Here is a 26,180-nt window from a genome sequence, read left to right on the forward strand (position 1 = left end):
GTCGCGGTGGTTCACCGGCCGGGCGCCACGGCCAGGGCCCGTACGGTGCGCGGTGGGCTGTGGCGGAAGTGCAGGGTGAAGGTGAGCCGGTCGCCGGGCGCGAGCCGGGGCGGTGGGCTGACCATGATGTCCAGGGTGGTCGCGGTCATCGTCAGGGCGTCGCCGGCCGGGACGGTGGCGTCCTTGGCCATCGCCATGCTGCGGGCGTTGTCGCCGATGTCGACGGTGCGGCTGAGCATCGCGCGGTGGCCGGCGGGCCCAGTGACCCCCGTCAGGACGTCGTCGGAGCCGCCGGTGTTGCGGATGGTGAAGAAGGCGGCGGTGGCGTCGGACCCCGCGGGAATCAGTACCCGGCCCTCGGCGACGCTCAATTGCGCGGGGGTGCCCGCGTTGCCGGCGGCGGTCCAGAGGGTGAGCATGCCGAGGGTCACCAGGCAGGTGAGCAGCGGAACGGCGAGGGCCTGGACGGGCGGCCGCGTCATGTGGTCTCCCAACGGGTCGGGGCCCGTCGGCCGTGGGGGCGGCGGGCGGTGGTGGTGGCCCGGCGCGGGCGCCAGGCGCGCAGCCGGAGGCTGTTGCCCACGACGAGCAGGGAGCTGGCGGACATCGCGGCGGCCGCGAGCATCGGGTTGAGCAGGCCGACGGCGGCCAGCGGCACGGTGATCAGGTTGTAGCCGAAGGCCCAGCCGAGATTGGTGCGGATGGTGCCCAGGGTGCGCCGGGCCAGCCGTACCGCGTCGGCGATGGCCTGGAGGTCCTCGCGGACCAGGGTGACGTCGGCGGCGCCGATCGCGGCGTCGGTGCCGCTGCCCATGGCGATACCGAGGTCGGCGAGCGCCAGCGCCGCCGCGTCGTTGACCCCGTCTCCGACCACGGCGACGCGGCGGCCCTGCTCCTGCAGGGTGCGGACCAGGTCGGCCTTGTCCTCGGGGCGGGCCTCGGCGTGGACCTCGGTGACGGCGAGATGGCCGGCCACCGCCCGGGCGGTGGCGGCGCGGTCACCGGTCGCCAGGACCGGCCGCAGCCCCAGACGCCGCAGATGGTCGACGGCACGATAGCTGTCGGGGCGCAGCGCGTCGCCGACCGCGAACACCGCCTCCGGGGTGCCGTCGACGGTGACCAGGACGGCGGTGTGGCCGTCGGCCTCCGCGGACCGCACCGCCTCCGGGAGCGGAGCCGGGAGCCCGTCGAGGTCGCCGGGGCGGGTGACCGCCACCCGGTGCCCGTCCGCCGTGCCCTCGACGCCGTGGCCCGGCGTCGCGGTGAAGTCCCGTACGGGAAGCAGGAGTTGCTTCGGGTCCGGGTGCCGCTCGCGGGCGTGGGCCGTGAGCGCGCGGGCCAGCGGATGCTCGGAGCCCTGCTCGACGAGGGCGGCCAGCCGCAGCACCGCGGTGGGGCCGAGGCCGCCGGGGCGTGCGGTGAGGGCGGTGACGCCCATCTGCCCCGTGGTGAGGGTGCCGGTCTTGTCGAGCACGACGGTGTCGACATGGCGCAGCCGCTCCAGCGCCTCCGGGCCGCGGACCAGGATCCCCAGCTGGGCGCCCCGGCCGGTGGCGGCCAGCAGCGCGGTCGGGGTGGCCAGTCCCAGCGCGCAGGGACAGGCGACGACCAGGACGGCCACCGCGGCGGTCACCGCGGCCTGCGGGTCGGCTCCGGCGCCGAGCCAGAAGCCCAGGACGGTGACCGAGACGGTCAGTACGGCGGGGACGAAGACCGCCGCCACCGCGTCGGCCAGCCGCTGGACCTTGGTCTTGCCGGTCTGCGCGTCCTCGACGAGCCGGGTGATCCGGGCGAGTTGGGTGTCGGCGCCCACCGCGCCGGCCCGTACCTCCAGCAGACCGCCGGAGTTGACCGCGCCGCCGACGGCCGCCGCGCCCGGGCCGACCTCGACCGGCCGGCTCTCGCCGGTGATCAGGGACAGGTCGAGGGCGGAGCTGCCCTCGACGACGGTGCCGTCGGTGGCGACCCGTTCCCCGGGCCGGACCAGGAAGCGGTCACCGACCCGCAGCCGGCTCACCGGGATGCGCTGCTCGCCGTCGGGCGTCGGTACGGCGACGTCCTTGGCGGCGAGTTCGGCCAGGGCGCGCAGCGCGGCGCCGGTGCCGCGCCGGGCCCTGGCCTCCATGCGGCGCCCGGCCAGGACGAACAGCGGGACGCCGACGGCGGCTTCGAGGTAGAGGTGCGCGACGCCGTCGCCGGCCGTGGGCAGCAGGCTGAACGGCATGGTCATCCCGGGCGTACCGGCCCCGCCGAGGAACAGCGCATAGGCGGACCAGCTGAAGGAGGCGGCGACGCCGAGGGAGACCAGGGTGTCCATGGTCGCGGCGCCGTGCCGCAGACCGCGCAGCGCACGGGCGTGGAAGGGGGCGGCGCCCCACAGGGCGACCGGTGCGGCCAGGACGAAGCACAGCCACTGCCAGTTGCGGAACTGCCAGCCGGGCACCATCGACAGCACCAGGACGGGCAGCGAGAGCAGCGCGGTCACCAGCAGCCGGTGGCGCTCGGCGCGGGCGGCGTCGTCCGGGCCGGCCGATGCCGGGCGCTCGTCCGCTTCCGGCTCCGGGTCGGGCTCGGGGAGTTGGGCGGTGAATCCGGCGGCCTCGACGGTGGCGATGAGGTCGGTGACGGACACCGCCGCGGGGTGGCTGACCGTGGCCCGGCCGGTGGCGAGGTTGACCGAGGCGGCGACGCCGTCCAGCCGGCCGAGCTTCTTCTCGACCCGGCCCACACAGGCGGCGCAGGTCATGCCGCCGACCGTGAGGGTGGTGGTGCGCTCGTCGGCCTGCTGCGGCGCGGGGGCGGGGCGGGGCTGCGGCGTCATCGGGACGCTCCCACCGGGCGGGGGGCCGCAGCGCCCATGCCGTGCATCCCGCCCATGTCCCCGCCGCCGTCGGGCGCATCGCCTCCCGTACGGCTGCCGCCGGCCGGATGCAGCCCCGGGGCCACCGGGCCGACCGCGCTACCGGCGGCGTACGCGAGGGTGCCGAGCACCACCAGCAGCGCGAGGAAACCGAGGACCGACCGTGCGGGCAGCAGCCGGGTGACGGCCTGGCGACGAGGGGGCCGACCGGGGTCGGCGGAAGAGCTGGGCATCGCGTCATGGTGGCAGCTGCAAAGGGTGCGGTGCGGGCGATCGGGGCCCCGTTGGCACGTGAGGTTTGTCCCGTTCCGTCGCCGGAACCGTGCGGCCCCCGGAGCCGACTAACTGGGTTTGCACTGCCCGCTTCGCCGGCCCGCTCCCCCGCTTCCGGCCGATTTTCTCCCCACCCACGGGAACTCGGCGCGCGCCGTGCCCGACCTCTCCAACACCGTGCCGTCCGGGCGCGGTTCGCCGTCACCCGAGGAGGATGCCGTGTCCAGACCGTACGATCCCGATCCCGTGGAGCTCTACGGGCCGGAGTACAAGCGCGACCCCTATCCCCTGTACGCCGAGCTGCGCGAGCGCGGCCCCGTCCACCGGGTGCGTTTCCCCAGCGGGGTGTGCGCCTGGCTGGTCACCGGCTACGAGGCCGCCCACCGGGCGCTGACGGACACCCGGCTGGGCAAGCACCACTCGCGGGGCAACGCGGCCTGGCGGGCCCGCGCCTCGATCATGCCCGAGCCCCAGCACTCCCAGCTCCAGGTGCATCTGCTGCATCAGGACCCGCCCCGGCACACCGAATTGCGCCGGCTGCTCGGTGACGCCTTCGCGCCGCAGCGCGTCGAGGGGCTCCGGCCGCGCTTCCAGGCGATGGCCGATGCCCTGCTCGACGGCCTCCCGGAGAGCGGCGAGGCCGATCTGGTCGAGGCCTTCGCGGCCCGCTTCCCCTTCCGGGTGCTCGCCGAGGTCATCGGTCTGCCCGAGGAGTTCGAGGCCCGCTTCGACCGGGACTGGGGCAAGGTGGTCCAGCCCGTGGGGCCCACCGACCCGGGCCGCCCGGCGTACGAGGCGCGGCTGCGCGGCCTGCAGCAGTACATCGCCGATCTGGTCCGCCACCAGCGTGCGGTGGGCGGTGAGGATCTGCTCTCCCGGCTGGTGGCCGCCCGCGACGCCGGTGCGCTCGGTCCGGAGGAGCTGGATTCCATGATCTTCCAGCTGCTGGTGGCGGGGCAGGAGCCGGTCACCAACCAGATCACCACGGCCCTGGTCACCCTGCTGCGGCATCCCGCGCACCTCGCGGCACTGGCCGGCAATCCGGAGCTGCTGCCCCGCGCGGTCGAGGAACTCCTGCGGTACGACAGCGCCTTCGAGCTGACGACCTGGCGGTTCTTCGCCGAGGACGCCGATCTGCACGGGACCCGGGTCCCGGCGGGCGACTCGGTCATCGTGTCGCTGTGCGCGGCGAACCGCGATGCCCGGCGGTTCCCCGACCCGGACACCCTCGACTTCGACCGCTCCCCCAACCCGCACCTCGCCTTCGGCCACGGCATCCACTTCTGCCCCGGCGCCGCGCTCGCCCGTATCGAACTCCAGATCGCCCTGGGCACCCTGCTGCGACGACTGCCGGGCCTGCGGCCGGCCGCCCCGGAGAGCGAGCTGAGCTGGATCCCGGCCGTCCTGGCGCGCGGGGTCGACCGGCTGCCGGTGGCCTACGGCAGCGCGGGCCGCGCTCCCGTCACGAGTGGGCCCGATGCCGCGTGCTGACCGTACCGGCGCCTCCCGGCGCGCGCGTCGATGTCCAGGCCGTGTGTGCGGCGGTGCTCGGCATCCTGCTGCCCCACCGGCGCACCCTGGACGCCGGCCACGGCGACACCCCCGGCGCCTTCCCCATCCAACTGCGGCAGCTGGCCGGGCCGGTGGCGGCGGGCGAGCCGATCGTCTTCACCCTGCCGGGCTTCCCGTGCAAGTCCCCCAACCCGGCCAAGGTGCTCGGTCACCTGCCCGACGAGGGCGAACGGCTGGCGCTGCGCTTCCTGGACGGGCTGTGCGCCCGGATCGCCGCCGTCCATCCGCCCGGGGCGCGGATGATCATCTGCTCCGACGGCCATGTCTTCAGCGATCTCATCCAGGTGCCGGACCGTGACATCGATGCCTATGCCGACGCCCTGCGCACCCTGCTCCACGACGAGGGCCTGACCCAGCTGGACGTCTTCGACCTGCGGGACGTGTACGGGCGGGAGCTGTCGCACGACGCCAAGCGGACCCTGGTCCACGAGCGCTACGCCCCGGCCCTGGAGACCCTGCGGTCCCTGACGCGCACCGACGAGCCGACCCGACGGCTGTACCAGGGCATCACCAGGTTCCTCTTCGAGGACTCCGGCTCGTTCGCGGGGACCCGGTCGGCCCGGCAGCGCAGCTCCCGGCGCCGGGCCTACGGGGTGATGCAGCGCAGCCGCGCCTGGGGCGAGCTGATCGCGGCACACCACCCGGGGGCGTTCCGGCTGTCCATCCATCCGCAGCCGCGGGGCTCGGCCAAGTTCGGCATCCGGCTGCTGGACGCACCCGATGTGTGGATGACGCCCTGGCACTCGTGCGTGCTCGAACACGCCGACGGGCGCCGCGAGTTGCTGCACCGCGCGGACGCCGAGCGGCTCGGCCGCCCGGTGCTGCGGCAGGGGCGGCCGAGCCACTTCGCGGCCGGCTGAGGCGGCGGGCGGGCCCGTCAGCCGTCGCCGGCGGGCAACGGCTCGCGATGGTCGAAGGCGATCAGCGGATCACCGGTGAGCGGGTGGGCGGTGACCGCGGCGCGCACCCCGAACACCTCGGCCAGCAGCTGCGGCGTGAGCACCGTCCGCGGGTCGCCGGACGCCACCACCCGCCCGGCGTGCAGCACATGCAGCCGGTCGCACAGGGAGGCCGCGGCGTTCAGGTCGTGCAGGGAGATCAGCGTCGTACGGCGCTGGGCCCGCAGCAGCGCGAGCAGCTCCACCTGATGCCGGACATCGAGGTGGTTGGTGGGCTCGTCCAGCACCAGCACCTCCGGGTCCTGGGCGAACGCACGAGCCAGCAGCACCCGTTGCCGCTCACCCCCGGACAGCGCGGAGAACCGGCGGGCGCCCTGCCCGGCCATGCCGACGGCGGCCAGGGCGCCGGCCACGCTCTCCCGGTCGGCGCGGTCCTCGCCCGCGAAGGCCCGCTTGTAGGGCGTACGGCCCATCGCCACCACTTCGCGCACGGTCAGCTCGAAGTCGCTGCCGCGCTCCTGCGGCAGCGCGGCGACCTGCCGTGCGGTCTGTCCCGGTGTCAGCGTGCGCAGGTCGGTCCCCGCCAGCAGCACCCGGCCGGCGGTGGGCCGCAGATGCCGGTAGACGGTCCGCAGCACGGTGGACTTGCCGCTGCCGTTGGGCCCGACGAGCCCCGCGATCTCGCCGGCCGCCGCCATCAGCCGCACTCCGGCGACGACGTCGCGGCCCGCATAGCCGACGTGCAGATCCTCGATCTCGACGGTCATCGGCCCGCCTCCATCCGCCGGTCCAGCAGGAACAGCAGAACGGGCGCCCCGATCATCGCGGTGACGACGCCCACCGGCAGCTCCTGGGAGTCCATGGCCGTACGGCACACCAGGTCCACCACCACCAGCAGCAACGCGCCGGTCAGCGCGGACAGCGGCAGCAGCCGGCGGTGGTCGCCGCCGATGACCAGCCGGCACAGATGCGGCACCATCAGGCCCACGAAGCCGATGGCACCGGAGACCGCGACCAGGACGCCGGTCAGCAGTCCGGTCACCACGAACAGCTCCCTGCGCAGCCGGGTGACGTCCACGCCCACGCCGGCCGCGGTCTCGTCGCCCATGAGCAGCGCGTTCATGGCACGGGCCCGCGCCTGGAGCGCCGGCAGCCCGGCGGCGACCGCGGCCGCCGGCAGCCCCAGGACGCTCCAGGTGGCCCCGCCCAGGCTGCCCATCAGCCAGAACAGCACGCTGCGGGTCTGTTGTTCATCGCCGGCCTGCAACACCAGATAGCTGGTGAAGCCGGAGAGGAACTGGCCGATGCCGACCCCGGCCAGCACCAGCCGCAGCGGCGAGAAGCCGCCGCCCCGCCGGGCGATGCACCACACCAGCGCGAACGAGGCCAACGCACCGGCGAACGCGGCCGCCGAGAGCCCCAGCCCCAGCAGGTCGCCGGCCGAGGCGCCCAGCACGATGGCGGCGACGGCGCCGAGCGAGGCGCCGTTGGAGATGCCCAGCAGGTAGGGGTCGGCCAGCGGATTGCGCACCATCGCCTGGGTCGCCGTCCCCACCAGCCCGAGCCCCGCACCGGCCAGGGCCGCCAACAGCGCACGCGGCACGCGTAGTTGCCACACGATCAGGTCGTCGGTGCCCGGCCGGGGCGGCGCTCCGCCCAGCCGCCGGAGCACCACCGACCAGACATGCCCGGGCGCGATGTCGGTGGAGCCCAGGCAGACCGCCGCGGTCAGCGCCGCCAGCAGCGCGATCCCGAGCCCGGCGGCGAGCAGTCCGGCGCGCGGGGTGCGGCGCCCGGACCGCCCGTCGTCCGCCGCCCGGACGCCCGGCTCCACAGCCGTCTGCGTCACTTCCGAGCCGCCTTGAACCGGTCCGCATGGACGGTGTGCGCGATCTCCTCGACGGTGTCCGCATTGCCGACCCCGGCGATCGTCGTACGCTCCGAGCCGATCCGCAGGAACTTCCCGTTCCGCACCGCCGCGAGGTCCTTGGTGGCGGGGAAGGTCCTCAGGAACGCCGCGGCCTCGTCGAAGGCCTTGGCGTTGGCCGCCGCACTGCCCCGGTCGCGCACCCCGAGCTGGATCCAGTCCGGGTTCTTGGCGACCACGTCCTCCCAGGAGACCGGCTTGAAGTCGCCGTCGCAGCCGTCGAAAACGTTGCGCGCCCCGGCCTGGCCGATCACGGCGTTGGCGACCTGCTTGCGGCAGACGGCCACCGGCTGCTTGGTGCCCGCGTCGTAGTCGAAGAAGAAGTACGTCGGCCGCTTGCCGGGGGCGAGGTCACCCACTGCCTTGTGCACCGCGCCGACCTTCGCCCGCATCCCCGCCACCAGGCCGTCGGCCCGCTTGCCGGTACCGGTCACCGCGCCCAGCCGTCTGATGTCCTTCTCCACACCGGACAGATCCTCCTGCGCCTTGCCTGCCGTCGGCGCGCAGGCGGTGGAGGTCAGATGGAGGTGCTTGATGCCGGCCGCCGCGTACTCCTCCTCGGTCGGCGCGTCCCCGGCCCCGCCCATGGCGTCCATCGAGGCGAAGGTGTCGACGTACAGATCGGCGCCCGAACCGAGCAGCTTCTCCTTGGGAATCACGGACTTGCCCAGCACCGGCACCTTCTGGGCCGCGCCGTCCATCGCACCCGGCAGCGTCCCCTTGCCGGGCGGGAACCCGGTCCCGATGACCCGGTCACCCGCGCCCAGCCGCAACAGCATCTCCAGGGCGGCGGCATTGCTGGTGACGATCTTGCGGGGTGCGGACGAGAAGGTGAGCGAGCCCTTGCAGTCGGCAACCTTCACCGGAAAACCGGCCCCGGAGGCGGCCTTGTCCGTGCCCGCTCCCCCGCCGCCGCTGCCGCCGCACGCCGTGGCGGCCAGCGCGACGACCACCGCGATCCCGCACAACTTCCCAGCATGCATGGTGCTTCTCCCCTACGCTCACCGGCCGGTGCACCGGCCGTCTCACCGCCGCGGCCGCGGTCGGCGGGCCGCGGTCACGGCCCGGCACAGGTAGTCGGCCCGAGGGCGGGGGCGGTTCCGGGGCGGAGGCGCCGTTTTCCGTCCGGGAGGATCTTCTCCTTGAAGGCGATGTCTCCACGCTACGTAGAAAAGCTCCAACTACGGGCTCTGTTCAGGCCGTTGACAGACATGTCCATCCATTAGAGGCTTTCGAAGTTCCTGACGGGGGGCTGCGGAGCACCGGAATGCTGCGATGGACGGTCCACGCCGTCTCGGGTGGAACGGTCGGCCACATCACTTGCGGGTTTGACGTGCTGACCGAGCACCGGTACTAGCGGAAGGAGACAAAAGTATGAAGTTACGTCGATGGGACGCCAAGTCTCGCCTCGTGCAGCGAGTGGGAGCCGTGGGGGCCGCGGCAGCCCTCGCTGTCGTCGGCACCGTGTCCACGGCGGGAGCGGCGACTCCCGACCTGGGCTCGGGCCGGGTCCTCGGCAAGTCCGAACTCGCCTTCTACCCCTCGCACCCTGGCGGAGCCGCCGCCAGCTCAAGGGTCATCCACTGCGAGATGGTGTTCATCGGGGCCAACCACGGTGCGCCTCACCACTCCGGCCACGTGCCGGGTACGGTCAACGTCCGGGTCCGCGTGACCTGCACCAAGCCGGTGAGGATGATCCGCGCAAAGATCGGCCTCTTCAGCAACCACGGATCGAAGATCAACGCCTACGGGAGCGTCGGGCGGGCCGCCGCCAGGGGCAACGCGGCGCTCGTCTGCCGGACCGGCTACTACCAGGGCGAGTCGGCCGCCCAGATCACCGCGCCCCCCGGCTACCACCCGCACACCGCGAACATGGCCGCCAAGACCTCCAAGGTGCACCTCACGCGGTGCTGACCCCGGGAATCAGCGATTGATCTCATCGCTGTCCGCCCACACGGGATCGGTCACCTCGACCGGTACGGCCTCCAGTCGCTCATCCGCCAGCACGTCGGCGACGAGCGCCGCCGTGCCACCGAGGTAGGTGGAGTCGAGGTCGATCTCGGTCGCGACACACCAGGACCGGTCGTCGGGCCAGAACAGGTTGGGCGACTGCGGAGAGAGTGACATCGCCAGTTCCCCTGCAGCGTCGAGCGGGCCCTCGAGCAGGAGATAGCTGCGTTCCGGCAGCTCCACTCGGGGGCCCTTGACGATGCCCGACGGAAACTCCGGTGGAAGCAGACCCGGCTCCGGCGGCCCGTCCCCCTCCTTCGACGTGAAAGTGAGGGTCGCGCGGCCGTCCGACGTGGACTCGTACCCGTCCCAGGCGCAGAACCAGCAGCGGTCACCCGACGTGGTGTGCCGGGCCAGGACGTCGCACAGCGCCGCCAACGTGGCGGGAGGCAGCGTGCCCGGGTCGGGATCCTCCTCCCAAGGCTTCGCCGCCTGCACCTCCGACGCAGGAGTGGCGAGCGCCCGGAACTGTACCCGCGGATGCACCACCCGGCCCGACCATGCGGCCACCTCCGCCCACGTCACGGGGCTTTCGTCGGACGCCGACGCCGGATGCAGAATCCGCGCGTACGCCTCGAACCCGTGCGGCACGAAAGCACCCACGCCGGACCCGAACGGCCCGACCCTCGCCACCACCCAGTCGGCCGCCGCCACATCCCCCACCGGCCGCAGTCGCGAACGCCGAACCATGGTCTGCACCTCCTGCAACCATCCCCCGGGCCTGGTTCGAAGCCGTCACCGGGAAGAGCACCTCCACCGGCAGCGGGCCCGCCGAGACCTCCGCCAACGGGCAAACCGACGACCTACGAGGAAACTGGATGAAACGAGGAATCTGGAAGAAACAAGGATAGTAGCGCCGACCCTACAATGTGACGCGTCACCACCGGCACCGGGAGGCGGTCGATGACAGCGGACGCGGCGGGCGCGGCACACCTTTCCGCCACGACGGACCCGCGGGCGCCGGCCCCCGAGGTGCCCGAAGCCGTACGGTCGCTCGCCGCGCGCTGTGTGCCCCGGGTGAACGAGCTCGCGCGGCTGATGTCCCAGGACACCTTCGCGCAGCTGCACGGCTATGCCGAACTCCCCGCCGACGTCAGGGATGTGGAGATCGCGGCGACCGCGCGGCACGGGCTGCGGCTGTTCCTGGAACGGGTGGTGCACGATCCGCGGACCGGCCCTGACGACACCGGGTTCTTCCGCGAGCGCGCCGCCCAGCGGGCCGAGGAGGGCATGCCGCTGGAGTTGCTGCTGACCACCCACTGTGCGGGCGTCCGGGTGCTGTGGCAGGCGCTGCGGGAGGCCGCCCGGCCCGGTGAGGAGGCCGCACTGGTCGAGCTGGCCGGCTATCTGCTCGGCGCCGAACAGCGGGTGGTGGGCGCGGTCACCGAGACCTACCTCGACGAGCAGGCGGCGCTCGCCGCCGAACGGCGCGCGGAGCGCCGCGCCCAGGTCCGCGGGCTGCTGGCGGGCACCGCGGCCCCGCCGGCCGGCAGCGGACTCGACGGCCCGTCGCTGGTCCTGGCCGTACAGCTGCCGGACGGCCCGCGGGCGCCGGTCGCCGTACGGCGGGTGGCACGGCGGCTGCAGACAGCGCTGGACCGGGCCTTCGGCAGGGAGGTGCTCACCCTGTTCGACGGCGCCGGAGGCCAGGCGATCGTGCCCGGCCGGGCACAGCCTCCGGCCGGCCTCGCCGAGCGGCTCGCCGAGGCCGGCGGTCCGGGCGTACGGCTCGCCGCCGTGCCCGCGGAGCAGAGCGGGCAGATCCCGGAGGCGGCGCGGACCGCCGCGCGGATCGTCCGGGTGGCCCGGGCCTGTGGCCATCCGGCCGGGCTGCACCGGCTCGATGACGTCCTGTTGGAATACCAGCTGTCCCGCCCCAGCGCCGGCAGCGACCGGATCGCCGCGCTGCTCGACCCGGTCGCCGGCCGGCCCGAACTCCTCGAAACCCTCCGCACACATCTGGAACAGGCACAGGACCGCCGCGCCACCGCCCGGCTGCTGACCCTCCACCCCAACACCGTCGACAACCGGCTGGCCCGGATCTCCGCACTGACCGGGCTCGACCTCTCGACGCCCCGGGGCGCGACCCTGGCACTGGCGGCGCTGCTGCTGCGCGACGCCGGGGAAGGGGAAGAGGACCGGTCCTGCGGAGCCGGTGCGGACTACGCACCGGACTCCGTGCGTACGGACTGCTGAGGCCCACGACCTGTCCAGGCCAGCTCGTAGCTGGTCGCGCGGGACGGCCCGTCCCATGCGGCCATCGCCCACTCGCCATGACCACACCCTGCCGCCCGGCAACCGGTGCCGCCGGTTCGACGAGTGCGCGATCGGCGCGGACAATGAAGAGGGCAGGCAGCCGCCTGGCCGGCCCTGGCCGGGCGCGGTGGGGCGTTCGCCGACCGGCCGGCAAGGTGGTGACGATGGCGACGTGGCGATTGCGGGACTACCACGACGATGATCTGGACCGTGCCATCCGGATCTGGGATGACGACCGACGGGAGGACAAGTCTCCTCCCGCGTTCCCCATCTCCGAGGTAGTGGCCGTGGCCCGGTCCGGCGGGCCCGCCGTGGTCGCGGTGATCGGCGAGGAACTCGTGGGGATGGCGGTGGCGCAGGTCCGGGGTGAGCGCGCCTGGATCCTGCTGGTGGCGCTGGCCGGCGCGTGGCGAAACCGCGGGATCGGCAGTGCCTTGATCGCCGAGCTCGAGCGACGCCTGCGGGCACGGGGCGTATACCGGATCAGTGCGCTGCTCGCTCCTGGAGCCACCGGAACCACAGCCCTGGAGAACTCCGGCTACCGGGCCCAGGAGGGACTGGTCTTCTACGAGAAGGCAGACCATCTCGGCGCCGGCGACGCGGGTCTGCTTGCGGAACTCGGCGGGCGGGTACTGCCACAGGGTCTGTGGAGTGCCCTCTCGGGCATGGAGCAGGAGAAGGATGCCATCGAGCGGCGGGTTGTGCTGCCGTTGGCCGAGCCCGCTCTGGCCGAGAAGCACGGGGTCACGCCGCCAAAGGCGGTCATCCTCTTCGGCCCCCCGGGCACCGGCAAGACCAGCTTCGCCAAAGCCGTCGCCTCCCGGCTGGAGTGGCCGTTCGTGGAACTCTTCCCATCCCGGCTCGCGGCGACTGAAGAGGGGGGCCTGGCCGCCGCACTGCGGGACACATTCGCCGATCTGGCCGAGCTGGACACCGTTTTGCTGTTCATCGACGAAGTCGAGGAGATCGCCGGTGTCCGGTCCGGCCTGGCCATCGACCCCAGCCACGGAGTCACCAATGAACTGCTCAAGCTGATTCCGGGCTTCCGCGACCACGACGACCGTCTGCTGATCTGCGCCACCAACTCCGTGCGCTCCATCGATCCGGCGTTCCTGCGCCCTGGCCGGTTCGACTACGTCATCCCCGTCGGCCCGCCCGACCAGGCCGCCCGAGCGGCGATCTGGCAGCGCTACCTCGGCCCCGCCGCCAAGGGCGTCGAGCTCCGTCGGCTGGTGGCGGCCAGCGAGATGTTCACCCCCGCCGACATCGAGTTCGCCGGCCGCAAGGGCGCCCACACCGCATTCGAACGCGAGGTCGCCGACCCCCACGGCGCGCCTGCCAGCACCGAGGACTACCTGGCTGCCATCGCCGATACCCGCCCCACGCTCACCGACGAGGCACTCACCGCCTTCCGGGAGGACATCGAGCACCACGCCCGCATGTGACGGTCGGCCGAAGACCGGCCAGGCTTCGGGCTCGGCCCGCGCTGTGCTGCTGCCAACGTGTTCTGGCCCGTGCGCTTGCCGGTGCGAATGCACAGGTGGGGCTGGATTGCTCGACGGATTCGCCGAGCGCCCGCCTGCGGAGCACGGTGTGGACCATGTCGTTGGTGATGCCCGGTGGCCGGCCGCCGTGCTTGCCCTTGCGGGCCGCGGTGTCGAGCCCTTCCAGCGTCGTCTCCCGGTCTGTTCCCACGCCCCGATCCGCCACGACCAGGCGTCGGCGCCGGCCGGGCGGATCGGGTCGGTGGACTGAGCGACTCGGACGCCGTATCAACTCACCAGGTTCATCCACGTGTTCGGGCCGACGACGCCGTCCGGGGGCAGCCCCCTGGACTTCTGGAAGGTGATCACTGCGTCCCGGGTTCCGGCCCCGAACCGGCCGTCCACCGTGACAGTGGTGCCATGGGCCTTCAACTCGTCCTGGACTGCCCGCACGGCCGCGCCGGTGTCGCCGTGCCGCACGGTGACGATCAGGTGCTGCCAGGTCTTCGGCCCCACGACGCCGTCGGGGGTCAGCCCCTGGGCCCTCTGGAACGAGACCACGGCATCCCGGGTTCCCGCCCCGAACCGGCCATCCACCGTGAGGGACGCCCCGTGGGCGCCGAGCAGGTACTGCACGGTGGTCACCTGCCGGCCTGCCTGCCCCTGCTGCACCAGAGGCCAGCTGGGAGCCGGCAGCGGAGGCGTGTAGTCACCCAGGGCGAACGTCTTCAGGTCCTTCAGGCTGCCGTTGAAGACGTCCTGGTCTCCCGGAAAGGCGCCCGAGGCGGCGGTCTGCCAGACGGTGTAGGTGTTCCAGCCGGCGGGCAGAGGGGTGGGCGTGCCGGACTGGTTGACGATCCACAGCGGGTCGGTCCTGCCGAAACCCCGGTAGTTCCCGGTGCAGGTCGCCCACCAACTGCCGGCGGTGTAGATCGCCGGATGGCGACCCGTCCGGGCGTGGTACTCGTTCACGAATGCCGCGATCCAACTGGTCATCGCGCTACGGCTGAGCCCCCAGCAGGTGTCACCGTGCGCGTTGGCCTCGATGTCCAGGGCGCCGGGGAGGGTCTTGCCGTCGCGCTTCCACTTGCCGCCGTGGGCCAGGAAGTAGTCGGCCTGCGCACGTCCGCCGGAGGCGTCCGGGTGGGCGAAGTGGTAGGCGCCGCGGATCAGGCCGGCGCCGGCCGCCCCGTTGTACTGCTGTGAGAAGTAGCTGTTGGTGTAGCTGACCCCTTCGGTCGCCTTCACGTAGGCGAAGGCGGCGCCCTTGGCGGCCGTCGCTTTCCAATCGACATGGGGGTTGTGGCCGCTCACATCGAGCCCGCGCACCTGGGCCGCGGACCGGGCCGCCCCGGTGGCCTCGGTGGTGTCCGCATGGGCCACGCCGTGGACGTCGATGCACAGGGCCGCGAGTCCGGCGGCGAGCACCGCCGCACCGCGGACCCGCCACCCGGCCCTGCGCACCGCGCCGCCACGGGCATGGGGATATCTCATCGCTGTCTCTCCGTTCTGGTTCCGTGGTCGGTCATGGCCGGCGCCGCGGGCCCTCCAGGACCTGCGGCGCCGTGCACCGGCCCCTGCGGCACCGGAGGCGCCGGCAGGGACCGACGGGACGGCTGGGCGTGGCCCGCTACGGGCGCACCAGGCCGTAGAAGACGGATCCGGACAGCGGGTAGCTCTTGTCGTAGACGCCGTGCTGGCCGGGACGGGCGGGATTGGACGTGTTGCCCGAGATGACGCGCACGGTCCCACCGCTGACCTGGTCGACGACGCCGATGTGGTACCGGTTGTGCGCGCTGCCGAAGATGATGAGGTCTCCGGGCTTCGCGGTACCGAGGCCGCTGGTGCCGACCCACCTGTGGTGCGCGACGGCCCAGTCGTAGACGCGGGGCACGTAGGACAGGAAGGGGATGTCGGCACCGGACTGCCGCCAGACCCAGGTGGCGAAGGCCGCACACCACTCGTCGCACACGCTGTACGGCTTGCCGGGAACGCACTTGTGGGAGTCAGCCGTGACCCCGATCTGGCTCTTGGCGGTCTTCACGATCCTGGCCCGGAGCCCGGTCGTGGCGTGGCAGCTTTTGACGAGCCGCTCGATGCCCATGGCCTTCATCGTCTGCTCTCCGGCGATGCCGTCCGCCGAGAGGTGGTGGGCGGCCTGGTAGCTCTTCACCGCGCTGGTCGTGGGCGTCCCGTAGTCGCCGTTGGCCGGCGCTCCGGCCTTGGCCTGCACCTGCTTGACCACGGACGTGAGGCCGGCAAGCGTCTGCGGGCCGATGACGCCGTCGACACCGAGGCACCGGTCGCTCTGGAAGGACTGCGTCGCCGCCTTGGTCTTGGGGCCGCCGACACCGTCCACGCCACCGGCGTTGTAGGCCAGGCCGTTCAGGTCGCGCTGGGCCAGCTTGATCTGCGACGAGGCGGCGGCCGGCCGGACCGTCGACGAGATGGCCGCGGAAGCCTGGCCCGGCACGACCGCCAGGGCACCGGCCGCGACCGCGGCCGTCAGCAGACCGACAGCAGCCCGCCGGGAGCGTCGCATCGGACGCCGGGTTGCAGGAGCGTTCGTCAGCATTTTCGGAACTCCTCACGTTCAGGGAGAAGAGAAGGCGAGACCCGGGAAGAGCGTTCACACGGCATTCGCTTCGGCCGTACGACCGCTCCCCCGGGTCGGCGTCGGCGACTCCCCCGCGTCCGCCGTCGCCAAGTCGGTTCTACGGCAGGCCGCGTTGTCCGGTGTCGGCGAAGAAGCTCCGGACAACCGGCTCCGGACAATAGGCTCGCCGCGACACCTCACGGATTCGGGGGCAGTACAAGTGCCGAGGAAAGAAACGCCGTTGGAGGACGACGGCAGCGCACTGACCGACTTCGCCGCGGGGCTGCGCCTGTTGCGGGACAAAGCGGGGAAGCCCACCTACCGCCAGCTCGCGACGAAGGCGCATTACTCGTCGACAACGCTCGCGGACGCGGCCGGGGGCCGGAAGCTGCCCAGTCTGGAGGTCACGCTCGCCTTCGTCCGGGCCTGCGGGGGCGACGAGGAGGAATGGCGGGCGCGCTGGCACGAGGTCGCCGCGGGCCTCGCCCCCGCGTCGCCGAACGGGCGGGACCACGCGGGCCCGGAACAGGACCGGCCATGCCCCTATGTGGGCCTTGCCGCCTTCCAGCCGGAGGACGCCTCCTGGTTCTTCGGGCGCGAAAGGCTCACGGACGACCTGGTCACCCGGGTCCGCGCCGACCGGTTCGTCGCGGTGTTCGGGGCGTCGGGATCCGGCAAGTCCTCACTGCTGCGCGCCGGTCTGGTCCCGCGCCTGAGCGGGGGCGGCCCGGACGGCGACCCGGGGTGGCCGGCCCTGCTGTTCAGCCCGGGAGCCCATCCACTGGAGGAGTGCGCGGCCCGTCTCGCGGCCTTCGCCGGAGGCACGGCCCCGGCACTGCACCGGGAGCTGAGCGGCGACCCCCGGGCCCTGCACCAGGCGGTGCTCCAGGCGCTGGCCACAAGGGACTGCCCCGACGGCACGGATCTGCTGCTGGTCGTCGACCAGTTCGAAGAGGTCTTCACCCTCTGCCGGAGCAAGGACGAACGCGACCACTTCGTCACCGCGTTACTCACTGCGGCTCAGGCCGCCAACAGCCGTACCCGCGTGGTCATCGGCGTCCGGGCCGACTTCTACGCGAGTTGCTCGGAACACCCCGAACTCGTCGCGGCCCTGCAGGACGCCCAGTTGCTCGTCGGCCCCATGTCGACGGAGGAACTTCGCCGTGCCGTCAGCCGGCCGGCCGTCCGCTCCGAATGCGCCGTGGAGACAGCCCTGCTGGCCCGCGTCGTGGCGGAGGCCACCGGACAGACCAACGTCCTGCCGCTGGTCTCCCACGCCATGCGGGAAACCTGGCTACGCCGCCGCGGCAACACCCTGGCCCTGAGCGGCTACGAGGCCGCGGGGGGAATCGCGCACGCCCTGGCCAACACCGCCGAGTCCCTCTACCAGGAGTTGACCGCCGAGCAGCAGCGGCTCACCCGGTCCGTCCTGCTGCGGATGGTGGCCCTCGGCGAGGGCACCGACGACACCAAACGGCCCGTACCGCGTGCGGACCTCGGCCCGGACGCCGACGCCGTGCTGGAACTGCTCGCCCGGGCGCGGCTGGTCACCCTGGACAGGGACGGCGCCGAGATCACCCACGAGGCGCTGCTGCACGCCTGGCCCAGGCTGCGCCGTTGGATCGACGAGGACCGGGCCGGTCTGCTCATGCACCAGCAGATCACCGAGGCGGCCGCCGTCTGGCAACGGCAGGGGCGCGATCCAGGCGCCCTGTACCGGGGCGGTGTCCTGGCCGCGGCGCGTCAGTGGGCCGCCACCCGCGGCGACGCGCTGGTCCCCGGGCCCCGCGTCGAGGAGTTCCTCGCCGCATCCGTCCGGCACGCGGGCCGCGCGGCCCGGCTGCGCCGCGCCGGAATCGCCGCCGTGTGCGCGCTCGCGCTCGTCGCGTCCGTGGCCGCCGTCGTGGCGTTCAAGAAGAGCGCGACCGCCCAGGCCGAGCGCAACAACGCCATCGCGGGAGAGGTGCAGGTCGAGGCCGGCCAGCTGCGGGAGACCGATCCTTCGCTCGCCGCCCAACTCGACATCGTCGCCTACCGCATCCGCCCGCAGCCGGAGCTGCGTACCGACCTGATCAGCGCCGCCGGCGCCCCGGTGTCCAGGCGCCTGGCCGCCGGCAGCGGCACCGTGTACGCGGTGGCCTACAGCCCCGACCGCCGCACCCTGGCCGCGGCGGGAGCGGACGGCATGATCCGCCTGTGGAACGTCGCGGACCCGACCGACCCGGTGCCACTCGGCCGCCCCGTCGCCAGCCACAGCCAGTGGGTCTACTGGCTCGCCTTCAGCCCCGACGGCCGCACCCTGGCCTCCGCCGGACGCGACCGCACGGTCCGGCTGTGGAACGTCACCCGCCCGGCACACCCCGCGCCCTGGGGGCAGCCGCTGACCGGCCACGGGAGTTATGTCTTCTCCGTCTCCTTCAACCGGGACGGACGCACGCTCGCCAGCGCGAGCGACGACGGTACGGTCCGGCTGTGGAACGTCGCCGATCCGGCCCACCCGCAGCGGCTCGGACAACCACTGAAGGGCCACGACCACGGTGCCGTGGCCTCGGCCGCGTTCAGCCCCGACGGCCGCACCCTCGCCAGCGCGGGGCACGATCACACCATTCGGCTGTGGGACGTCACCCACCCCGCCGGCCCACGGCGTCTGGGACGGCTCACCGGTTTCAAGGACACCGTGTACGCCGTCGCCTTCAGCCCCGACAGCCGCCTCCTGGCGGGCGTGGGCAACGACCGCACCGTCCGTCTGTGGAACATCGCGGACCCGGACGCCCCGGTGCCGCTCGGGGCGCCGCTGACCGCTCACCACGACACGGTGTACGCGGTCGCCTTCAGCCCCGACGGACGAGTCATGGCCACCGCCGGAGCGGACCACACCGTCCGCCTGTGGAACGTAATGGACCCCTCCGCGCCCGTCCCGATCGGGCAGCCCCTCACCGGTCACACCGAATACGTCTACTGGCTGGCCTTCAGCCCCGACGGGCGCAGCCTGGCGTCGGCCGGGGCCGACCACACCGTCAGAATCTGGCACCTCCCGAGCACCGTTCTGCCGGACCGAAGCTACGTCAACACCGTGGCGTTCAGCCCCGTACGGCACATCCTGGCCAGCGGCAGCACCGACAGCACCGTCCGCTTGTGGAACGTCGCCGACCCGTCACGGCCCACCCCCCTCGGCCGTCCTCTCACCGGCCATCACAACGCCGTACGAAAACTGGCGTTCAGCCCCGACGGCAGGCTCCTGGCCAGCGCCAGCCGGGACGGCACCATCCGGCTGTGGGACGTCCGGAACCCCGGGCGGGCCGCGCTCGTGGGGCAGCCGCTCACCGGCCACCGGGGTGAGGTCAACTCGGTCTCCTTCAGCCCGGACGGCCGGACGCTGGCGAGCGCGGGCCTGCACGACGGGCAGGTCCGCCTGTGGAACGTCTCGCGGCCGGCGCACGCCACCGGCCTGGGTGAGCCGATCACCGTCCACCGCGGACCCGTCACCGCCGTGGCGTTCAGCCCACGAGGGCACGTACTGGCCACGGCCTCCGCGGACGACACCACCCGGCTCTGGGACGTGACCCGTCCGGCGAGGCCCGTCCCGCTGGGCCACCCCCTCGCCGCCCGGAGCGGCGGTGTGTACGGGGTGGCGTTCAGCCCCGACGGCCGGACCCTGGCCACGGCCAACGTCGACCACACGGTACGGCTGTGGAACGTCACCCACCCCGCACGGCCGCTGGCCCTGGCCGAGCCCCTGACCAGCCACACCAGCTTCGTGTACGCGGTCGCCTTCAGCCCGGACGGTCACACCCTGGCCAGCAGCAGCGACGACCACACCGTGGACCTGTGGAACGTCACCGACCCGGACCACCCGTCCCAGCTGGGTACCGCTCTCGTCGGCCACACCGGACCGATCGACGACGTGGCCTTCAGCCCCGACGGCCATACCCTGGCGAGCGCGAGCGACGATCGCACCGTACGACTGTGGACCCTCGACCCCGACCGGGCGATCCGACGGCTGTGCGCCGCAATCGGCGGTGTCACCGCACGGCAGTGGCATCAGTACGTGCCCGAACTGGCCCTGAACCAGCCGTGTTCCTGACGCGGCCGGCAGCGGTGAGCGCACCGGCCCCACCCGTCTGACCTGCGGGGCTCCGTCGTCATTGTCCGAACGATGTTGTCCGGTGCCGGCTCGCCGACACCGGACAACCACATCGGGCTAGACAGGGTTCGGTGGCACGAGCGGGACCAGCCGGCGCAGCCGCGGGCCCCGCTGTCACGAGCCACTGCTTCCCACCCGACGAACGAACGGAAAGCAGATGTCCACTCGGAAAATGACTACGAGGCTCGGCCTGCTGGCCGCTGCCGTAGCTGTGCTCACCGGCGGTCTGTCCACGACGGCGGACGCCTCGCCCGCCGCGGCCACACTCCAGTACGGGAGCCAGGGCTACGGCGTGAAGTGCGTGCAGGAGGCCGTCAACGACTGGGCGTGGCGGACCGGCCGTGGCTGGCCGCTGTCGGTGGACGGCGGCTTCGGGTCCGGGACCCGGACCTGGGTCAAGAAGTTCCAGTCCGCCTCCGGCGTCTCCGCCGACGGCGTCGTGGGCCAGCAGACCGGCAACAGCGTGCTGGCCAACCTTCAGGGTGACAGCACATGGCGACACGACTGCTACGACTACGTCCCCAGCACCCACGGCTGACGGGCCGTCCTTCACTCGGTCCGGCAGGGTGACCTGCCGGCCGGCCGGTGGCAGTCACCGCGCCGCGACCGTCGCTTCACAAGAGGCGGCGGTCGCGGCGGCCGACCGTCACGCCCTCCTCGAACCCGGGTCCGGGTAAAGAAGCTCACCTAAGGAGTCACGATCGGGAAGTTCCAGTCGGGCTTGTCCAGCAGGGTGCTGAAGGTGAGAAGAGCCTCGGGGTCGCCGTCGAGGGAGACGGTGCCGGCGGTGATCTCGTCGAGGAAGGTGGTGGCGCCGCTGAGGACCGCGTTCAAGGTGGTGCGGGCCAGGCGCAGGGTGGCGTGCGGGCGTTCGTCGCGGGGTGCGTCGCCGGGCATGGGGGTGAGCGCTCCGTTGGACAGCAGCAGGGTCCAGATCTCAGGGACGGCGACCGGGTCGCTGCCGTCGGGCTCGGACGCGATTTCCCACCGCAGGAGGAGGCGCCGGTCGCCGGCCCGGGGGCCGTTGAGGCGGACGGCCATGGACTGGAAGATCTGCTCGGCGGTGAGGGCGGCGAGAAGGTCGGGCGCGGGGTGCGCGGGGGTGGCGGCGACGGGGCCGCGCAGCTCGGCGGCGCCCATCAGGTAGAAGTTCCGCCAGGGGCCGGACTCGGCGGCCCGGCCCAGCTTTTCGAAGGCGTCGGCCTGGAGCGCACGCGCCTCGGCGTGATCCGGTGCGGCGAAGACGACGTGGTTGACCACTTCGGCCACCCAGCGCAGATCGCCGTCCTCGTACGCCTGACGGGCCTTGGCCAGCACGGCGTCGGCGCCGCCCATGAACTCCACATAGCGCCGGGCCGCGGCCACCGGCGGATGCTGCCACAGATGGGCCGGGTTGCCGTCGAACCAGCCCATGTAACGCTGGTACACGGCCTTGGCGTTGTGGCTGAGGGTGCCGTAGTAGCCGCGGGTGTGCCAGGCACGCTCCAGTGCGGGCGGGAAGCGCAGCTCCTCGGCTATCTCGGCGCCGGTGAGCCCGGCGTTGATCAGCCGGACGGACTGGTCGTGCAGGTAGGCATACGCGTCACGCTGCTCCTCCAGGAAGCGGACGGCACGATCCGCTCCCCAGGTGGGCCAGTGATGGGAGGCGAAGACGACGTCGCTGGAATCGGCGAACATCCGCAGGGTCTCGGTGAGATAGCGGGCCCAGGCGCTGGGGTCCCGGACCAGCGCGCCGCGCAGGGTGAGGACGTTGTGCAGGGTGTGGCAGGCGTTCTCGGCCACACACAGCGCCCGCAGCTCGGGGAAGTGACAGTTCATCTCGGCCGGCGCCTCGGTGCCGGGCGTCAGCTGGAAGACCATCCGGATACCGTCGATCACCTCTTCCTGGCCGGTCTCCGTGATGTCCAGGGTCGGGGCGATCAGTCCGACGGAGCCGGTCGAGGTCGTCTGGCCCAGGCCGCAGCCGATCTGGCCGGCCGGTCCCTTGGGCAGCGCGGTGCCGTACATGTAGCCGGCCCGGCGCACCATCGCGGGACCGGTGAAGACGTTCTCACTGACCGCGTGGGCCAGGAAGCCGGACGGGGCGATCACCGGTACCCGCCCGGCGGCCACGTCCGCCTCGTCGACCACGCCGCGCACCCCGCCGAAGTGGTCGAGGTGCGAATGGCTGTAGAGGACGGCGGTGACCGGCCGCGGCCCACGGTGCGCGCGGTACAGCGCCAGCGCGGCAGCCGCCACCTCGGTACTGATCAGCGGGTCGACGACGAGGACGCCGCGGTCCCCCTCGACGAAGGTGACGTGCGAGATGTCCAGGCCGCGCACCTGGTAGATCCCAGGTACGACCTCATAGAGCCCCTGCCGGGCGACGAGCCGGCTCTGCCGCCACAGCGAGGGGTGCGCGGTGGGCGGGCAGTCGTCGTCCAGGAAGGCATAGGCGTCGTTGTCCCAGACGACGCGGCCGTCGGCGTCCCGGATGAGGCAGGGGTCGAGGCGGGCGAGGAACCCGCGGTCGGCGTCGGCGAAGTCCTGTTCGTCGTCCCAGGCGAGAAGGCTCATGGAGGCGATTCTCGGACGGCCACCGGCCCGGGTTCATGGTGCTGCGGCACAGAGCGGGCTGTCACGGGTCACAAGCCGGACGGGCCGGCGCAGCTCACGGGTCCAGCCCGCTCCCCTGGGGCCCGTACAGATCCAGCAGGCGGACCCGGGTGCCGTGCAGGCGGTCGGCCACCGTTTCGGCCACATAGCGGTACATCGCCCGGCCGAGGACAGGGTCCGACTCGCACAGGTCCCGGACCGCCGCCGCGTCGAACTCGACCGCGTCGACCGGGCCGACGGTCTGGGCGCCCAGATGCCACAGGTAGGGCGGGAACAGCCAGGACCAGCCGAGCAGTTCATCGCGGCCGAGGGTTTCCACGACCGCGGCCTGGCGGCCGGGGACGCGCTGGTCGAGCACGACCTGTCCGCTGCGGATGATCCAGAACCGGTCCGCGCGCCGGCCCTCCTCGAAGAGGCGGGTGGCGCGTGGCAGCGACACCTGGCGGGCGATGTCCGTCAGCCGCCGGCGCCGGTCGGGTGGCATGGCGTCGAACAGGTCTTTCGCTCTGGCCATCTCATTCTCCGTCCGCTGACTGCTTTGCAAGATAAGCGGTGCGCTGCGGGGATACGGGGAATGGCCGGGCGGGCGGGGCGGCGTCCCCGGCGTGCGGGCGTCCTGGCGGGCGGGGCGGGCGTCCCCCGGCGGGCGGGACGTCTGGCGGGCGGGGCCCCGGCCGGTCAGGTCAGCTGACGCCGCACCAGGTCGTGCAGCGCGCCGCCGGTGTCGGCGAGCAGCTCGGCCGGCGGGCCCTGCTCGACGATCCGGCCCTCCGCCATGACGATCACGCGGTCGGCGTCCATGACCGTGGACAGCCGGTGCGCGATCACCAGCCGGCTGGCGCTGAGCTTGCGGGTGCTGTCGCTGACGATCCGCTGGGTCTCGTTGTCCAGGGCGCTGGTGGCCTCGTCGAAGAACAGCATCCGCGGGCGGCGGACCAGCGCCTGAGCGATCATCAGGCGCTGCCGCTGGCCGCCGGAGATCGCGGAACCGCCGGAGATCATGGTGTGCAGGCCCATCGGCATCCGCTTGATGTCCTCGGCCAGGCCCGCCATCTCGGCGGCCGCCCAGGCCTCCTCCTGGGTGAAGGCCTCCGCGCCGCAGATGCAGTCCAGGATCGAGCCGGTCAGCGGCTGGGCGTTCTGCAGGACGACGCCGCACTGGCGGCGCACCGCCGCCTGGTCCAGGGCCGCCAGGTCCTGGCCGTCGTAGAGCACGCTGCCGGCGGTGGGCTTGTCGAAGCCGATCAGGAGCCGCAGCAGGGTCGACTTGCCGCAGCCGCTCGGGCCGACGACGGCCACGAACTCACCCGGCCGGACCCGCAGCGAGACATCGTCGAGGACGAGCGGGCCGTCGTCGGTGTAGCGGAAGGAGAGCTTCTTGGCCTCGATGGCGCCGGAGAGCGCACCGGGCTGGGCGCTGGCGCCGCGCACCTCCGGCTTCTCGTCCAGCACCGGCTTGACCTGCTCGAACATCGGCAGTGCGGCGGCCGCCGTGACGAAGGCGCCGGTGATCTGCGTGACCGAGGTCAGCAGCATGGTCACCGAGGTGTTGAAGGTGAGGAACGACCCGGCCGACATGCTGCCGCGGGCGGGTCCGGCCAGCAGCATGAACATGATGAGCGAGCAGAGCGGCAGATAGACCGCGTTGAGGACGGTGGTCAGATTCTTGATCCGGCCGGCCTTCTGCTGGAGTTCGCGGGTGCGGGCGAACTCCCGGGCCCAGGCCGCGTAGGCGAAGCTCTCGGCCGCGGCGACCCGCAGCTTGGGCAGGCCCCGCAGGGTCTGGAACGCCTGGTTGTTGAGCTTGTTGCCGAGCTTGACCAGCCGTCGCTGCCAGCGCAGCTCCCACAGGCCCATGGCGAGGAACACCGCGCCGATGACGACCAGCATGCCGATCGCCGCCAGTGCCAGCGGCACGCTGAAGCACAGCAGCATGACGAGGTTCATCGCGCCGATGGTCAGGGACTGCACGGCCACCGGGCCGACCCCGGACAGCACCCGCCGGATGCTGCTGATGCCCATCGCGGCGCTGGCCAGCTCGCCGGTGGAGCGTTCGGTGAAGAACTTCGCCGGCAGCCGCAGCAGCCGGTCCCACACGGCCGGCTGCAGCGCACTCTCGATCCGGCCCTCCATCCGCAGGACGGTGAGGTTCTGCATCAGCATGAAGGCGGCCGAGACGATGCTGGTGACGATGACGGCCAGCGCGACCTGGACGATCAGGCTCTTCTGGGCGCTGGGCACGTACACCCCGAGCACCCTGCCGGTCGCGAGCGGGACGAGCGCGCCGAGGGCGACCGTCACCAGCCCGCTGAGGGCCAGGTTCCGGACGTCCATCCGGGTGCCGCGCAGGCTGAAGCGCATCAGCCGCCACAGGCTCATGGGCCGCTCCGGCAGCGGGCGGTAGAACATCACGGCCCGCGGTTCGAGCTCCTCGGCGTTGTCCTTGCCGATCCGCATCCGCATCCCGGAGGCCGGATTGACCGCTTCGTAGCGGCCGCGCCGCCACAGCAGGGCCACCGGGGCGCCGGACTTGGCGCGCCGGCCCACCAGCGGGCCGGTGTTGGTCCGCCACCAGCGGCCCTGGAGCCGGACCGCGCGGGTCCGGATCCGCGAGCTGACCGCGATCCGTTCGACCGGGGTGATGCGGTCGTTGACGGCAGAGCCCTTCGGCGGTTCGGTGAGGGTGATCCCGGCCGCCTCCGCGACCGTACGGCAGACCGCGAAGGTGGCGTCGTCGCCGGCCCGGCCCGGCCCGTCGCTCCCCCGCCCGGACCGGTCCGGGCGGCCGATGGAGGCCAGCAGCGCCTGGTCGGCCCGCTCGCGGACCGCCTCGCCGGCCTTGATGCCGGCCGCCGTGCGGTCCTCGTGGGCGCGCTCCAGCTGCTCGATCCACCGGTCGACGGCGGACAGCAGCCGGTATTGCTGATTGACCATCTGCTGCCACAGACCGGGGTCGACCAGCAGATCGCCGGCCGCCTCCGCGCTGTAGGAGGCGCCGTACTGCACGCTGCCGGGCGGGACCGGCATCCACAGGACGTCGTCGTCGGCCACCGCCTCGTCGCCGGGCCGGCCGTCGAGCGGGGCCTCGAACAGCACGCCCAGGCTGCGGGCGGTGCCCAGGGCGAAGGCGTGCTCCAGGGGGGAGGGCGCCGGCTCGCCGTGGCCGGCGTACCCGTAGCCGTACGGGCTCTGCTCGCCGTACTGCCCCACGGTCGCATACTGCCCCGTCTCCCACTCGGGGCGGGCCAGTTCGCGCAGCGGGATTCGGCGCAGCTGACAGTTCTGCGACGGGCGGCCGAGCAGGGTGTGCTGCGGGCCCACGACCGGGCCGAGCAGCAGGGCGCCCGCTTCGAGCCGGCCGAGGAAGTGCCAGTGCCCCTCCTGGGCGGCGTCGACGGCGAAGAGGTCCAGCGCGCCGCCCGTGACGAGCCACAGCACATGCGGGCCCTCCAGGGCAACGCTGCGCAGCCCGGTGCAGTCGACGGGCGTGCCCAGAGTGCCCAGCGCCTGGGTCACCGCGTCGGTGTCGCCCGGTCCCACGACCGCGGGCGGGGGCATGGATGA

At 72.9% G+C, this 26,180-nt stretch carries 19 protein-coding genes; 7 read left to right on the top strand and 12 right to left on the bottom strand.

What is annotated here, in order from left to right; translation table 11 throughout:
- Positions 1 to 11: 11 nt before the first annotated feature.
- The 3 genes from BKA18_RS03385 to BKA18_RS03395 are packed head-to-tail and all read right to left on the bottom strand — an operon-like array spanning position 12 to position 3,093.
- Entirely contained in the window at positions 12 to 482 is a 471-nt protein-coding gene (locus tag BKA18_RS03385) for a copper chaperone PCu(A)C (RefSeq protein ID WP_358915864.1), read from the bottom strand.
- Positions 479 to 2,821, bottom strand: a complete 2,343-nt coding sequence (locus BKA18_RS03390) for a heavy metal translocating P-type ATPase (protein WP_366046040.1) — start codon at positions 2,819 to 2,821, stop codon at positions 479 to 481. The genes BKA18_RS03385 and BKA18_RS03390 overlap by 4 nt, the downstream gene beginning before the upstream one ends.
- On the bottom strand, positions 2,818 to 3,093 hold the full coding sequence (locus tag BKA18_RS03395) for a hypothetical protein (RefSeq protein ID WP_366046041.1): 276 nt from the start codon (positions 3,091 to 3,093) through the stop codon (positions 2,818 to 2,820). The genes BKA18_RS03390 and BKA18_RS03395 overlap by 4 nt, the downstream gene beginning before the upstream one ends.
- Before the next feature lie 259 nt (positions 3,094 to 3,352).
- Here BKA18_RS03395 and BKA18_RS03400 point away from each other — a divergent pair, with 259 nt between their 5' ends.
- Both BKA18_RS03400 and BKA18_RS03405 read left to right on the top strand, forming a co-directional pair.
- On the top strand, positions 3,353 to 4,624 hold the full coding sequence (locus BKA18_RS03400; RefSeq protein WP_366046042.1) for a cytochrome P450 family protein: 1,272 nt from the start codon (positions 3,353 to 3,355) through the stop codon (positions 4,622 to 4,624).
- Positions 4,621 to 5,565: an L-tyrosine/L-tryptophan isonitrile synthase family protein gene (locus BKA18_RS03405; protein ID WP_429638372.1), complete on the top strand. Its 945-nt coding sequence runs from the start codon at positions 4,621 to 4,623 to the stop codon at positions 5,563 to 5,565. The genes BKA18_RS03400 and BKA18_RS03405 overlap by 4 nt, the downstream gene beginning before the upstream one ends.
- A gap of 17 nt (positions 5,566 to 5,582) precedes the next feature.
- On the opposite strand, the gene BKA18_RS03410 is transcribed toward BKA18_RS03405, so the two are convergent.
- From BKA18_RS03410 to BKA18_RS03420, 3 genes are read right to left on the bottom strand one after another with little or no spacing between them, the layout of a single operon-like run.
- Complete coding sequence (locus BKA18_RS03410; RefSeq protein ID WP_366046044.1) at positions 5,583 to 6,371, bottom strand: ABC transporter ATP-binding protein; 789 nt, start codon at positions 6,369 to 6,371, stop codon at positions 5,583 to 5,585.
- Positions 6,368 to 7,438 carry a FecCD family ABC transporter permease gene (locus BKA18_RS03415; RefSeq protein ID WP_366046126.1) on the bottom strand — a complete coding sequence of 357 codons (1,071 nt, stop codon included), beginning with the start codon at positions 7,436 to 7,438 and terminating at the stop codon, positions 6,368 to 6,370. Before BKA18_RS03415 ends, BKA18_RS03410 begins: the two co-directional genes overlap by 4 nt.
- Before the next feature lie 11 nt (positions 7,439 to 7,449).
- Positions 7,450 to 8,514: an ABC transporter substrate-binding protein gene (locus BKA18_RS03420; protein WP_366046045.1), complete on the bottom strand. Its 1,065-nt coding sequence runs from the start codon at positions 8,512 to 8,514 to the stop codon at positions 7,450 to 7,452.
- A 391-nt stretch (positions 8,515 to 8,905) separates the two neighbouring features.
- Here BKA18_RS03420 and BKA18_RS03425 point away from each other — a divergent pair, with 391 nt between their 5' ends.
- Positions 8,906 to 9,445 (top strand): hypothetical protein, encoded by a 540-nt coding sequence (locus tag BKA18_RS03425; RefSeq protein WP_366046046.1) that lies wholly within the window; start codon positions 8,906 to 8,908, stop codon positions 9,443 to 9,445.
- Between the two features lie 9 nt (positions 9,446 to 9,454).
- On the opposite strand, the gene BKA18_RS03430 is transcribed toward BKA18_RS03425, so the two are convergent.
- On the bottom strand, positions 9,455 to 10,240 hold the full coding sequence (locus BKA18_RS03430) for a hypothetical protein (RefSeq protein WP_366046127.1): 786 nt from the start codon (positions 10,238 to 10,240) through the stop codon (positions 9,455 to 9,457).
- A 204-nt stretch (positions 10,241 to 10,444) separates the two neighbouring features.
- Here BKA18_RS03430 and BKA18_RS03435 point away from each other — a divergent pair, with 204 nt between their 5' ends.
- Together BKA18_RS03435 and BKA18_RS03440 are read left to right on the top strand one after the other, a co-directional pair.
- Complete coding sequence (locus BKA18_RS03435; protein ID WP_366046047.1) at positions 10,445 to 11,737, top strand: PucR family transcriptional regulator; 1,293 nt, start codon at positions 10,445 to 10,447, stop codon at positions 11,735 to 11,737.
- 224 nt (positions 11,738 to 11,961) lie between these two features.
- Positions 11,962 to 13,242, top strand: coding sequence for an ATP-binding protein (locus tag BKA18_RS03440; protein ID WP_366046048.1), 1,281 nt, complete (start codon positions 11,962 to 11,964; stop codon positions 13,240 to 13,242).
- A 327-nt stretch (positions 13,243 to 13,569) separates the two neighbouring features.
- On the opposite strand, the gene BKA18_RS03445 is transcribed toward BKA18_RS03440, so the two are convergent.
- Together BKA18_RS03445 and BKA18_RS03450 are read right to left on the bottom strand one after the other, a co-directional pair.
- Positions 13,570 to 14,775 (bottom strand): GH25 family lysozyme, encoded by a 1,206-nt coding sequence (locus BKA18_RS03445; RefSeq protein WP_366046049.1) that lies wholly within the window; start codon positions 14,773 to 14,775, stop codon positions 13,570 to 13,572.
- 136 nt (positions 14,776 to 14,911) lie between these two features.
- Positions 14,912 to 15,856, bottom strand: a complete 945-nt coding sequence (locus BKA18_RS03450) for a peptidoglycan-binding protein (RefSeq protein WP_366046050.1) — start codon at positions 15,854 to 15,856, stop codon at positions 14,912 to 14,914.
- Positions 15,857 to 16,118: 262 nt separating this feature from the next.
- On the opposite strand from BKA18_RS03450, the gene BKA18_RS03455 reads away from it, so the two are divergent.
- Positions 16,119 to 19,961 (top strand): nSTAND1 domain-containing NTPase, encoded by a 3,843-nt coding sequence (locus tag BKA18_RS03455; protein ID WP_366046051.1) that lies wholly within the window; start codon positions 16,119 to 16,121, stop codon positions 19,959 to 19,961.
- Between the two features lie 232 nt (positions 19,962 to 20,193).
- A complete protein-coding gene (locus BKA18_RS03460) occupies positions 20,194 to 20,559 on the top strand; it encodes a peptidoglycan-binding domain-containing protein (RefSeq protein ID WP_366046052.1) in 366 nt (121 codons plus the stop codon).
- A 149-nt stretch (positions 20,560 to 20,708) separates the two neighbouring features.
- Here the strand turns inward: BKA18_RS03460 and BKA18_RS03465 are convergent, their stop codons facing one another.
- From BKA18_RS03465 to BKA18_RS03475, 3 genes are all read right to left on the bottom strand, one after another.
- Positions 20,709 to 22,577: an alkyl/aryl-sulfatase gene (locus tag BKA18_RS03465; protein WP_366046053.1), complete on the bottom strand. Its 1,869-nt coding sequence runs from the start codon at positions 22,575 to 22,577 to the stop codon at positions 20,709 to 20,711.
- A 94-nt stretch (positions 22,578 to 22,671) separates the two neighbouring features.
- A complete protein-coding gene (locus BKA18_RS03470; RefSeq protein ID WP_366046054.1) occupies positions 22,672 to 23,130 on the bottom strand; it encodes a cyclic nucleotide-binding domain-containing protein in 459 nt (152 codons plus the stop codon).
- 164 nt (positions 23,131 to 23,294) lie between these two features.
- The gene (locus BKA18_RS03475; RefSeq protein ID WP_366046128.1) at positions 23,295 to 26,174 is read right to left on the bottom strand and encodes an NHLP bacteriocin export ABC transporter permease/ATPase subunit; all 2,880 of its coding nucleotides are present in this window, start codon (positions 26,172 to 26,174) and stop codon (positions 23,295 to 23,297) included.
- Positions 26,175 to 26,180 lie beyond the last annotated feature (6 nt).

It is taken from the genome of Streptomyces auratus, from assembly GCF_050433025.1.
Classification (GTDB): domain Bacteria; phylum Actinomycetota; class Actinomycetes; order Streptomycetales; family Streptomycetaceae; genus Streptomyces; species Streptomyces sioyaensis.